The 11,370-nt window shown below is 66.2% G+C and carries 12 protein-coding genes and 1 pseudogene; 10 read left to right on the top strand and 3 right to left on the bottom strand.

All coding sequences use genetic code 11. The features are described 5' to 3' along the window. Positions 1-233 (bottom strand): annotated as a pseudogene (locus A5624_RS17935) (hypothetical protein); the annotation flags it as partial. An 81-nt stretch (positions 234-314) separates the two neighbouring features. On the opposite strand from A5624_RS17935, the gene A5624_RS17930 reads away from it, so the two are divergent. The 6 genes from A5624_RS17930 to A5624_RS17905 are packed head-to-tail and all read left to right on the top strand — an operon-like array spanning position 315 to position 4,927. After that, entirely contained in the window at positions 315-1,838 is a 1,524-nt protein-coding gene (locus tag A5624_RS17930; protein WP_066868757.1) for an aldehyde dehydrogenase family protein, read from the top strand. Next, positions 1,838-2,323, top strand: a complete 486-nt coding sequence (locus A5624_RS17925; protein WP_066868755.1) for a DUF779 domain-containing protein — start codon at positions 1,838-1,840, stop codon at positions 2,321-2,323. The genes A5624_RS17930 and A5624_RS17925 overlap by 1 nt, the downstream gene beginning before the upstream one ends. Positions 2,324-2,342: 19 nt before the next feature. Next, entirely contained in the window at positions 2,343-2,621 is a 279-nt protein-coding gene (locus A5624_RS17920) for a putative holin (protein WP_197498233.1), read from the top strand. Next, a complete protein-coding gene (locus A5624_RS17915; RefSeq protein WP_066868753.1) occupies positions 2,614-3,192 on the top strand; it encodes a hypothetical protein in 579 nt (192 codons plus the stop codon). The genes A5624_RS17920 and A5624_RS17915 overlap by 8 nt, the downstream gene beginning before the upstream one ends. A 49-nt stretch (positions 3,193-3,241) precedes the next feature. After that, positions 3,242-4,639 carry a dihydrolipoyl dehydrogenase gene (lpdA, locus tag A5624_RS17910; protein ID WP_066868751.1) on the top strand — a complete coding sequence of 466 codons (1,398 nt, stop codon included), beginning with the start codon at positions 3,242-3,244 and terminating at the stop codon, positions 4,637-4,639. 9 nt (positions 4,640-4,648) lie between these two features. Next, on the top strand, positions 4,649-4,927 hold the full coding sequence (locus tag A5624_RS17905) for a hypothetical protein (RefSeq protein ID WP_066868749.1): 279 nt from the start codon (positions 4,649-4,651) through the stop codon (positions 4,925-4,927). Here the strand turns inward: A5624_RS17905 and A5624_RS17900 are convergent, their stop codons facing one another. Both A5624_RS17900 and ramB read right to left on the bottom strand, forming a co-directional pair. Beyond that, positions 4,928-5,488 (bottom strand): carboxymuconolactone decarboxylase family protein, encoded by a 561-nt coding sequence (locus tag A5624_RS17900; RefSeq protein WP_066868747.1) that lies wholly within the window; start codon positions 5,486-5,488, stop codon positions 4,928-4,930. Beyond that, the gene (gene ramB, locus A5624_RS17895; protein ID WP_066868745.1) at positions 5,485-6,909 is read right to left on the bottom strand and encodes an acetate metabolism transcriptional regulator RamB; all 1,425 of its coding nucleotides are present in this window, start codon (positions 6,907-6,909) and stop codon (positions 5,485-5,487) included. Before ramB ends, A5624_RS17900 begins: the two co-directional genes overlap by 4 nt. A 159-nt stretch (positions 6,910-7,068) precedes the next feature. Here ramB and A5624_RS17890 point away from each other — a divergent pair, with 159 nt between their 5' ends. The 4 genes from A5624_RS17890 to A5624_RS17875 all read left to right on the top strand — a co-directional run. Continuing rightward, on the top strand, positions 7,069-7,863 hold the full coding sequence (locus tag A5624_RS17890) for an acyl-[acyl-carrier-protein] thioesterase (protein ID WP_066868743.1): 795 nt from the start codon (positions 7,069-7,071) through the stop codon (positions 7,861-7,863). Positions 7,864-8,131: 268 nt separating this feature from the next. Next, positions 8,132-9,418 carry an isocitrate lyase gene (gene aceA, locus A5624_RS17885; RefSeq protein WP_066868741.1) on the top strand — a complete coding sequence of 429 codons (1,287 nt, stop codon included), beginning with the start codon at positions 8,132-8,134 and terminating at the stop codon, positions 9,416-9,418. A 188-nt stretch (positions 9,419-9,606) separates the two neighbouring features. Next, positions 9,607-10,470: a 3-hydroxybutyryl-CoA dehydrogenase gene (locus A5624_RS17880; RefSeq protein WP_065153993.1), complete on the top strand. Its 864-nt coding sequence runs from the start codon at positions 9,607-9,609 to the stop codon at positions 10,468-10,470. A 95-nt stretch (positions 10,471-10,565) separates the two neighbouring features. Beyond that, positions 10,566-11,370, top strand: an 805-nt coding sequence (locus tag A5624_RS17875; protein WP_066868739.1) for a cyclopropane mycolic acid synthase family methyltransferase, incomplete at its 3' end; no start/stop codon positions are given.

Genomic DNA, 11,370 nt, shown 5'->3' with positions numbered 1-11,370 from the left:
CTGGAGATCAGGCGGCCCGTGGGACCGAGCCGGTCCGCGACGAGAAAGCCGGTCTCGCCTGGGCCCGCGGCCACCTCCAGAACGGTCTGGCCCGGTTGCGGATCAACCTGCTCGACGAGCCATTCGGACACCGCGCGCACGTCGCCGAACATGCGTTCCCGGTGCTGTTCCCAGGCCGGTGCCACGGATCTCCACTGCCGAAGCGCCTCCTCGGCTGAATGCGTCTCGGCCATGCTCGTCCCCCGCGTCGACCCGACATCCCCGGATGAGTGCAGCGTACTGTGAGCTGTGTCACGAGGGAAGGAGCCGAAAAGATGCCTGTTTTCGCACGTCCAGGTTCTGCCGGGGCGTTGATGTCGTACGAATCCCGCTACGAGAATTTCATTGGCGGGCAGTGGGTTGCGCCGGCCAAGGGCCGCTACTTCGAGAACCCGACCCCGGTCACCGGCCAGCCGTTCTGCGAGGTGGCCCGCTCCGATGAGGCCGACATCGATAAGGCACTCGACGCCGCGCACGCCGCCGCCCCGGCGTGGGGCAAGACGGCACCCGCGGAGCGCGCGGCAATCCTGAACAAGGTCGCCGACCGCATCGAGGAGCACACCGCCGCGCTGGCGGTGGCCGAGGTCTGGGACAACGGCAAGCCGATCCGCGAGGCGTTGGCCGCCGACATTCCGTTGGCCGCCGACCACTTCCGCTACTTCGCCGCGGCGCTGCGCGCGCAGGAGGGCGCGCTGAGCCAGATCGATGACGACACCGTGGCTTACCACTTCCACGAGCCGCTCGGAGTGGTCGGGCAGATCATCCCGTGGAACTTCCCGATCCTGATGGGTGCCTGGAAACTGGCGCCCGCGCTGGCGGCCGGCAACGCGGTGGTGCTCAAACCCGCTGAGCAGACACCGGTTTCGGTGCTCTACCTGATGTCGCTGATTGGCGACCTGCTCCCGCCGGGAGTGGTCAACGTCGTCAACGGATTCGGCGCCGAGGCCGGCAAGCCGCTGGCGTCGAGCAACCGGATCGCCAAGATCGCGTTCACCGGCGAGACCACCACCGGGCGGCTGATCATGCAGTACGCGTCGCAAAACCTCATCCCGGTCACGCTGGAGCTCGGCGGCAAGAGCCCCAATATCTTCTTCTCCGACGTGATGGCCAAGGCCGACGACTACCAGGACAAGGCGCTGGAGGGCTTCACCATGTTCGCCCTCAACCAGGGCGAGGTGTGCACCTGTCCGTCGCGCAGCCTGGTTCAGGCCGACATCTACGACGAGTTCCTCGAACTGGCCGCGATCCGCACCAAGGCAGTCCGCCAGGGTGATCCGCTGGACAGCGAGACCATGCTGGGCTCGCAGGCCTCCAACGATCAGTTGGAAAAGGTGTTGTCCTACATCGAGATCGGCAAAAACGAAGGCGCCAAGGTGATCACCGGCGGCGAACGCGCCGAGCTCGGCGGCGACCTGTCCGGCGGCTTCTACATGCAGCCCACCATCTTCAGTGGCGACAACAAGATGCGGGTCTTTCAGGAGGAGATATTCGGGCCGGTGGTCACGGTGACGTCGTTCGCCGATTACGACGACGCCATCTCGATCGCCAACGACACCCTGTATGGCCTGGGGGCCGGGGTGTGGAGCCGCGACGGCAACACCGCCTACCGGGCCGGGCGCGACATCCAGGCCGGCCGGGTGTGGGTGAACTGCTACCACGCCTATCCCGCCCACGCCGCGTTCGGCGGCTACAAGCAGTCCGGCATCGGCCGGGAGAACCACAAGATGATGCTCGACCACTATCAGCAGACCAAGAACCTGCTGGTGTCCTACTCCGAAAAGGCGCAAGGGTTCTTCTGATGCTTCCGCCCCCCGGGGTGGTCATCACCGCCCCGGCCGCCGAGGTGCTGGCGCGGTTGCAGGCCGCCCACGGCCCGGTGATGTTCCACCAGTCCGGTGGCTGCTGCGATGGGTCGTCGCCGATGTGTTATCCGCTCGGCGATTTCCTGGTCGGCGATCGCGACGTCTTGCTCGGCGTCCTCGACGTCGGGACAGACGGTGTGCCGGTGTGGATTTCGGGTCCGCAGTACACCGCCCACTATCGCGACAAGCACACCCAGCTGGTCATCGACGTGGTGCCCGGCCGCGGGGGCGGGTTCAGCCTGGAGGCGCCCGACGGCGTGCGGTTCCTGTCCCGCGGTCGCGTCTTCACCGACGACGAACGGGCCGCAATGGCCGCCGCCGCGGTGATCACCGGCGCGGATTACGAACGCGGTGAACGCCCCCCGGCACGGGGTCCGGTGGTGGCCGACGCGGCGTCGTCAACGTGCCCCCCGCGCGGGTAGCCGCAGTACAGTCGAGAAAGTGATTCCCCTTCCGCGTCCCTGGTTGTTGGCCAGCGCCATGCTGATCGGCAGTGCGGTCGGACTTTTGGCGGGCGTGGCCTGCACCCTGGCGATTCACGCCAGCGTCCGCCCGGGCGTCGCCATCGCGTCGGTGGTCGGCATCCCCAGCGTCGTAGGGCTGGCGACGATCCTGTTCTCCGGGCGCCGGTGGGTCACCATGCTCGGGGCGTTCCTGCTGTCGGTGGCGCCCGGCTGGTTCGGTGTGCTCGTCGCGCTACGGGTGACCGCCGGTGGCTGACGACAAGGACGCCTCGAGCCCCGGCACCGAGGCGTTCGTACCGGACTTCTCGGATGACGAAGACGACTCCGAGCACACCGGCACCCAATCCTGGGCGCCCGATTTCGATGACGAGACCGGCGAGCACCCCGCGGTGGCCGAGCCGGAGCCCGCCGCCGCACCGGCGGCAGCCGCGACGCCGGAGGCTAGCGAGCAGGAGTCGCCCGAGCCCGTCGGCCCCGTGCAACCGATCAACGTGCCCGGCCGGTATCTCTACCTCAGGTGGTGGAAGCTGGCCCTGGTGCTGCTGGGCGTGTGGTCCGCGGCGGCCGTGATCGGGCTGGGGCTGTTCTCTTGGTGGTACCACTCGTCCGACCAGACGGCGGCGCTGTTCGTCGTCCTGGCCTACGTGGTGGTGTGCATCGTCGGCTCGGTGATGCTGGCGATGACCGAAGGCCGGCCGCTGATCTCGGCGCTCGCGGTGGCGCTGATGTCCGGGCCGTTCGCGTCGCTGGTCGCCGCGGCACCCCTGTACGGCTACTACCACTGCGAGCGAGCGGGGCACTGTCTGGTCGGTGTCATTCCCTATTGACGGCTCGCCCGGGCGGCCGCCAGAGGCCGCGGCCAACTAGGGTGGGCTCGTGACTTCTCACTATGACGTCGTCGTCCTCGGGGCCGGTCCCGGCGGATATGTCGCAGCCATTCGCGCCGCACAGCTGGGGCTGAGCACCGCGGTGATCGAACCGAAGTACTGGGGTGGCGTCTGCCTCAACGTCGGGTGCATCCCCTCCAAGGCGCTGCTGCGCAACGCCGAACTCGCCCACATCTTCACCAAAGAGGCCAAGACGTTCGGCATCAGCGGCGAGGCGACCTTCGACTACGGCGCCGCGTTTGACCGCAGCCGCAAGGTGGCCGAGGGCCGCGTCGCCGGCGTGCACTTCCTGATGAAGAAGAACAAGATCACCGAAATCCATGGCTACGGCCGCTTCACCGACGCCAACACGATCTCCGTCGAGCTCAACGAGGGCGGCACGGAGACGGTGACTTTCGACAACGCCATCATCGCCACCGGCAGCAGCACCCGCCTGGTCCCCGGCACGTCGCTGTCGGCCAACGTGGTCACCTACGAGGAACTGATCCTGTCCCGCGAGCTGCCGGAGTCGATCATCATCGCCGGTTGCGGGGCGATCGGCATGGAGTTCGGCTATGTGCTGAAGAACTACGGCGTCGACGTGACCGTCGTCGAGTTCCTGCCGCGCGCGCTGCCGAACGAGGACGCCGATGTCTCCAAGGAGGTCGAGCGGCAGTTCAAGAAGCTGGGCGTGAAGATATTGACCAGCACCAAGGTCGAGTCGATCTCCGACAACGGCTCCGAGGTGACCGTGGTGGTCAGCAAGGACGGTAACTCGCAGGAACTCAAGGCCGCAAAGGTGTTGCAGGCCATCGGTTTTGCCCCAAATGTGGAGGGCTACGGCCTGGAGGCGGCCGGCGTCGCGCTGACCGACCGCAAGGCCATCGGAATCACCGACTACATGCGGACCAACATCGAGCACATCTACGCCATCGGCGACGTCACCGGAAAGTTGCAGCTGGCCCACGTCGCTGAGGCCCAGGGAGTGGTGGCGGCCGAAACCATCGCCGGCGCAGAGACTTTGGCGCTCGGTGACTACCGGATGATGCCGCGCGCGACGTTCTGCCAGCCCAACGTCGCCAGCTTCGGGCTCACCGAGGAGCAGGCTCGCGAGGAGGGCCACGACGTGGTGGTGGCGAAGTTTCCGTTCACCGCCAACGGCAAGGCCCACGGCGTGGGCGACCCCAGCGGGTTCGTCAAGCTGATCGCCGACGCGAAATACGGTGAGCTGCTGGGCGGACACCTGGTCGGCCACGACGTCTCCGAGTTGCTTCCGGAGCTGACGCTGGCCCAGAAGTGGGACCTGACCGCAACCGAGCTGGCCCGCAACGTCCACACCCACCCGACCATGTCCGAGGCGCTGCAGGAATGCTTCCACGGCCTGACCGGGCACATGATCAATTTCTGAGTAAGAGATATGCGCACCGTCACCCCTCAGGCCCTCGCGGGTGCCGTCGGTGGCCTGGCGACCGGTTATGTCCTGTGGCTGCTGGCCATTTCGAACGGCGACAACGCGACCGCCGGCCACTGGGGCCCGCTGGTGCTGCTGGCGTCGGTGGTGCTGGGGATCGGCGCCGCGCTGTGGGGCTTGCGGCAGCGCCGGCGGGGCAAGCGGCCGTGGGCGGCGTTCGCCTTCGCGCTGCCGGTGCTTCCCGTGATACTGACGCTGGCCATCCTCGCCGACGTCTACCTGTAGCTAGCGCGGATGGTCCAGCGGAATCTCGAGCGCTGACATGGTCGCGGCCAGACCGTCGTATTGGCTTGCGAGCAAACAGAATTCGATCAGCTGCCGCCGATCCAGGTGGGCGGCCAGCGCCTGCCAGGTCTCGGCGGTGACCGTCCGGTCCTTGACGAACTCGTCCGTCGCCGACAGCAGCGCCTGCTGACGCACCGTCAGGCGCGCATCGACCGGGTCCAACCGCTGCGGCCACGCGAAGATCGCGGCCTGCAGATCGGCGTCGAGCCCGGCGGTGCGCGCCATCCGGCGATGGTGCTGCAACTCGTATTCGCACGAGCGCAGGTGCGCGACGCGCAGGATCACCAGTTCGGTGTCGATGGTCGGGAGCTTGCCGCGCAGCAGTCGGCCCCCGTAGGCCAGCCAGGTCCAGAACAGCAACCGGCGCTGTCCCAGGGTGGTGAACAGGTGCATCTCCGGGGCCCGCACGGTGCGCGCACCCAGCTTGGCGATCACCCAGTTGATCGGCCCGAGTTCGCGGAACCGCCCCGGCGGGATGCGGCCGTCCGCCGGCGCGCTCACGGCTGGGTCACCAGGTAGGGCGACACCGTGCTGCGGTGCTCGTCGAGATCGAGTGCGCGGCCGAGTGCGGGGAAGGCGCGCTGTGGGCAATTGTCGCGTTCGCAGACCCGACAGCCCGCGCCGATCGGTGTGGCCACTGTTCCTGGTTCCCCCGAGACGTCGAGTCCCTCCGAGTAGACCAGCCGGTGAGCGTGGCGAAGCTCGCAGCCCAGGCCGATCGCGAAGGTCTTACCCGGCTGACCATACCGGGCCGCGCGCCGTTCCACGGTGCGGGCCACCCACATGTAATTGCGGCCATCGGGCATCTGGGCGATCTGCACCAGGATCTTGCCCGGGTTGGCGAACGTCTCGTAGACATTCCACAGCGGGCAGGTGCCTCCGCTGGAGGAGAAGTGAAACCCGGTGGCGGACTGACGTTTTGACATGTTCCCGGCCCGGTCGACCCGGACGAACGAGAACGGCACGCCGCGCATCGACGGCCGCTGCAACGTCGAAAGCCGGTGTGCGATGGTCTCGTAACTGATCGAGTAGAACGAGGACAGCCGCTCGACGTCGTAGCGGAAATTCTCCGCGACGTCGTGGAACTGACGGTAGGGGAGCACGGTGGCCGCGGCGAAGTAGTTGGCCAGCCCCAGCCGGGCGAGGGTGTGTGACTCGTCGCTGGTGAACTTGCCCTCCTCGACCAAAGTGTCGATCAGATCGCCGAATTCGAGGTAGGCCAGTTCGGCGGCCATCTTGAACACCTGCTGTCCCAACGACAGGTGGTTGCTGAATTCCAGCGTCTTGGTTTCGGGATCGAAGCGGTGCAGCACGGTGTCGCCTAGATCGATCCGCCGGTTGATGTGCACACCGTGCACCTCGGTGAGCCGGCGGGTCAGCTCGCGCGCCAGATCGCCGTGGTGCAACCGCATCTTGCTGGTCAGATCCTCGGCGGCGGTGTCCAGCTCGTGCAGGTAGTTCTGTCGTTGGTAGAAGTAGTCGCGGACTTCCTCGTGCGGCATGGTGATCGACCCGCTACCGCTGCCGTCGGAGTACCGCTCCTCGGTGGCGGCCGCGAGCTGGGCCGTGGTGATCCGGTAGCGCCGGTGCAGGTTGACCACCGCGCGGGCCAACGCGGGATGGGCGCTGACCATCTCGGCGACCTCGGTGGGGTCGACGTCGATGTCCAGGTCCCGGTCCATGGTGACCTCGCGCAGCTCGGCGACCAGCCGGGTGTCGTCCTGGGAGGAGAAGAACGTCGCATCCACCCCGAACACCTCGGTGATGCGCAGCAGCACGGCCACGGTCAGGGGGCGGACGTCGTGCTCGATCTGGTTGAGGTAGCTCGGTGAGATCTCCAGCATCTGAGCCAGCGCGGCCTGGGAGAACCCGCGTTCGTTGCGAAGCTGGCGAACGCGTGACCCGACGAACGTTTTGGACACCTCTCCGAGGTTACCGGCCTTTGCGAAGATGGGAGTTCGCAGACTTGGCAATGCCTGCGGTCGCGCGGGATAGGTGTTCGACGCACCCCGTTGGGATGATGCGACCGGGGCGCAGGCCTTAGCCTGGGGTAACCACGAGGAGGAAACGGGAGCGACGCGGTGAGCCTGGATAAACAACTGATGCCGGTGCCCGACGGTCACCCTGACGTGTTCGACCGCCAGTGGCCGTTGCGGGTCGGCGATATCGACCGCACGGGTCGGTTGCGGCTGGACGCCGCGGCGCGCCACATCCAGGACATCGGCCAGGACCAGCTGCGCGAGATGGGCTTCGAGGAGACCCATCCGCTGTGGATCGTCCGGCGCACCATGCTCGACCTGGTCCGACCGATCGAGTTCAACGACATGCTGCGCCTGCGTCGCTGGTGTTCGGGCACGTCGAACCGGTGGTGCGAGATGCGGGTCCGCATCGATGGCCGCAAGGGTGGGCTCATCGAGTCCGAGGCGTTCTGGATCAACATCAACCGCGAAACCCAGATGCCCTCGCGCATCGCCGACGACTTCCTGGCCGGACTGCACAAGACCACTTCCGTCGACCGGCTGCGGTGGAAGTCGTATCTCAAGCCGGGCAGCCGCGACGACGCGGTCGAGATCCACGAGTTTCCGGTCCGGGTCACCGACATCGACCTGTTCGACCACATGAACAACTCCGTGTACTGGAGCGTGATCGAGGACTATCTGGCGTCCCATCTGGAGCTGATGCGGACCCCGCTGCGCGTCACCATCGAGCACGAGGCGCCGGTGGCGCTGGGCGACAAGCTGGAGATCATCTCGCACGTCCACCCCGCCGGATCCACCGAACAATTCGGTACCGAACTGGCCGATCGGACTGTTACAACGCTCACATATGCCGTCGGCGACGAGGCGAAAGCCGTCGCCGCGATCTTTGCTCGCTAACAGGACAAGCGTCCCGGTTAATTTGCGGTGTGACCTGCGGCTTTGGGGTTACTGACGGGTAGCTTCTGAAACGGTTAAGTTTGTTCGCAGCTTAGCAAACTTCGCAAAATCGGTCGGTCCCGTTGCTTAAATTGGCAACTGAAACGGGTGGACCAGCCCCTATGAGCTGTGCCATCTTCGAGTTAGCACACCAGCGAAGTTGAGCCGCTAGCTACCGCCGGTGCGGCGTCCGCAACTCAGTAGTGAAGACCGTGAAGGAGCATGCCCAATGTCTGTCGTTGGCACCCCCAAGAGCGCCGAACAGATCCAGAAGGACTGGGACACCAACCCGCGTTGGAAGGGTGTCACCCGGACCTACACGGCCGAGGACGTCGTCGCCCTGCAAGGCACCGTAGTCGAGGAGGCCACCCTGGCCCGCCGCGGCGCCGAGGTGCTCTGGGAGCAGCTGCACGACCTGGAGTACATCAACGCGCTGGGCGCCCTGACCGGCAACATGGCCGTGCAGCAGGTGCGCGCGGGCCTGAAGGCCATCTACCTGTCGGGTTGGCAGGTCGCCGGTGATGCGAACCTGTCCGGCCACACCTACCCCGACCAGAGCCTGTACCCGGCCAACTCGGTGCCGCAGGTGGTGCGCCGGATCAACAACGCGCTGCTGCGCGCCGACGAGATTGCCAAGGTCGAGGGTGACACCTCGGTGGAGAACTGGCTGGCGCCGATCGTCGCCGACGGTGAGGCCGGCTTCGGTGGTGCGCTCAACGTCTACGAGCTGCAGAAGGCCATGATCGCCGCCGGTGTGGCCGGCTCGCACTGGGAGGACCAGCTGGCCTCGGAGAAGAAGTGTGGACACCTGGGCGGCAAGGTGCTGATCCCGACCCAGCAGCACATCCGGACCCTGACCTCGGCCCGGCTGGCCGCCGACGTGTGCGACGTCCCCACCGTGGTCATCGCCCGCACCGACGCCGAGGCCGCCACGCTGATCACCTCCGACGTCGACGAGCGCGACCAGCCGTTCATCACCGGTGAGCGCACCAAGGAAGGCTTCTACCGGGTGCGCAACGGTCTCGAGCCGTGCATCGCCCGGGCCAAGGCCTACGCGCCGTACTCCGACCTGATCTGGATGGAGACCGGTACTCCGGACCTCGAGCTCGCCGCCAAGTTCGCCGAGGGCGTCAAGGCCGAGTTCCCCGACCAGATGCTGGCCTACAACTGCTCGCCGTCGTTCAACTGGAAGAAGCACCTGGACGACTCCACCATCGCGAAGTTCCAAAAGGAGCTTGCCGCAATGGGATTCAAGTTCCAGTTCATCACGCTGGCCGGCTTCCACGCCCTGAACTACTCGATGTTCGATCTGGCCTACGGCTACGCCCGCAACCAGATGAGCGCTTACGTCGAGCTGCAGGAGCGCGAGTTCGCCGCCGAGGAGCGCGGCTACACCGCGACCAAGCACCAGCGCGAGGTGGGTGCCGGTTACTTCGACCGCATCGCCACCACGGTGGACCCGACCTCGTCGACCACCGCGCTGACCGGCTCCACCGAAGAGGGTCAGTTTCACTGAGGACGAGCGGGCTTGCCGCGAGGACGAAGTGGAACCGAAGGCGTGAGTCACTGAGCCACCGGCCCTCGGCGCAAGCCGCGCCCCGAAATTGAGATGAAGTAGCGTAGGCCCCGCCCAGCTGATCCTGGGCGGGGCCTATTGCGGTGCAAGACGATACGGGTTACCGGAGAGAACCGGAGAGAGATCAAGTGAGTGACACAACGATTCAGCGCGTAGGAGTAGTCGGGGCCGGCCAGATGGGGTCGGGCATCGCCGAGGTCTCGGTCCGCGCCGGTGTCGACGTGACGGTGTTCGAGACCACCGACGCCCTCATCACGGCCGGCCGCAACCGCATCGTGAAGTCGCTCGAGCGCGGCGTCAGCGCCGGCAAGGTGACCGAGCGCGAACGCGACCGCGCGCTGAGCAAGCTCACCTTCACCACGGACCTGAAGGATCTCGCGGACCGCCAACTGGTCATCGAGGCGATCATCGAGGACGACGCCGTCAAGGCGCAGGTGTTCGCCGAGCTCGACCGGGTTATCACCGATCCCGACGCCGTGCTGGCCTCCAACACCTCCAGCATCCCGATCATGAAGATCGCCGCGGCCACCAAGAACCCGCAGCGCGTGCTCGGTCTGCACTTCTTCAACCCCGTTCCGGTGCTGCCGCTGGTCGAGTTGGTCAGCACGCTGGTCACCGACGAGGCCGCCGCCGCGCGCACCGAGGAGTTCGCGAGCGCGGTCCTGGGCAAGCAGGTGGTGCGCTGCTCCGACCGGTCCGGCTTCGTGGTGAACGCGCTGCTGGTGCCGTACCTGCTGTCGGCAATCCGCATGGTGGAAGCCGGTTTTGCCACCGTCGAAGACGTCGACAAGGCCGTGGTGGCCGGCTTGTCGCATCCGATGGGCCCCCTGCGGCTGTCCGACCTGGTCGGCCTGGACACGTTGAAGCTGATCGCGGACAAGATGTTCGAGGAGTTCAAGGAACCGCAGTATGCCCCGCCGCCGCTGTTGCTGCGCATGGTGGAGGCGGGCCGGCTCGGTAAGAAGACGGGCCGGGGCTTCTACTCCTACTGAGCGACGCTAACGACTCACCGGTGCCCGGATCGCCGGTCGTTGACCGGTCGGTTAGTATGCTCGCGTTGAATAGGACGAAAGGTTTTGTAGCGAGCATGACGAAATTGGAACCGTATTACGAGGAATCGCAGTCTATTTACGATGTCTCGAATGAATTTTTCGCATTATTCTTAGACGCGACGATGGGCTACACCTGCGCCTACTTCGAGCGTGATGACATGACTCTCGAAGAAGCCCAAATTGCGAAGTTCGACCTGGCGCTGGGAAAGCTGAACCTCGAGCCGGGGATGACGCTGCTGGACATCGGTTGCGGCTGGGGTGGCGCGCTGAAGCGGGCCGTCGAGAAGTACGACGTCAACGTCGTCGGCCTCACGCTGTCGGAAAACCAGGCCGAGCACGTGCAGCAGTCCTTCGATCAGATGGACACCCCCCGCAGCCGGCGGGTGCTGCTGGAGGGCTGGGAGAAGTTCCACGAGCCCGTGGACCGCATCGTGTCCATCGGCGCGTTCGAGCACTTCGGCCGGCAGCGCTACGGCCGCTTCTTCAAAATGGCCTACCAGGCGCTGCCGCCCGGCGGAGTGATGTTGCTGCACACCATCGTTCGGCCGTCGTTCAAAGACGCGCGGGCCAAGGGCCTGAAGCTGACCCACGAAATCGTGCAGTTCTCGCAGTTCATCCTGGCCGAGATCTTCCCCGGCGGCTGGCTGCCGACGCCGCAGACCGTCGGCGAGTACGGAGTGACCGCGGGCTTCGACCTGACCCGCGTCCAGTCGCTGCAGCTGCACTACGCCAGGACCTTGGACCTGTGGGCCGAGGCACTCGAGGCCAATCGCGAGCAGGCGATCGCCATCCAGTCCCAGGAGGTCTACGACAAGTACATGAAGTACCTGACCGGCTGCG

The sequence above is a fragment of the Mycobacterium sp. 1482292.6 genome (assembly GCF_001672995.1).
In the GTDB taxonomy this organism is placed as follows: Bacteria; Actinomycetota; Actinomycetes; order Mycobacteriales; family Mycobacteriaceae; genus Mycobacterium; species Mycobacterium europaeum_A.
Note: the sequence above shows the minus strand (reverse complement) of the source record. Positions and strands in the feature narration are given on the sequence as shown.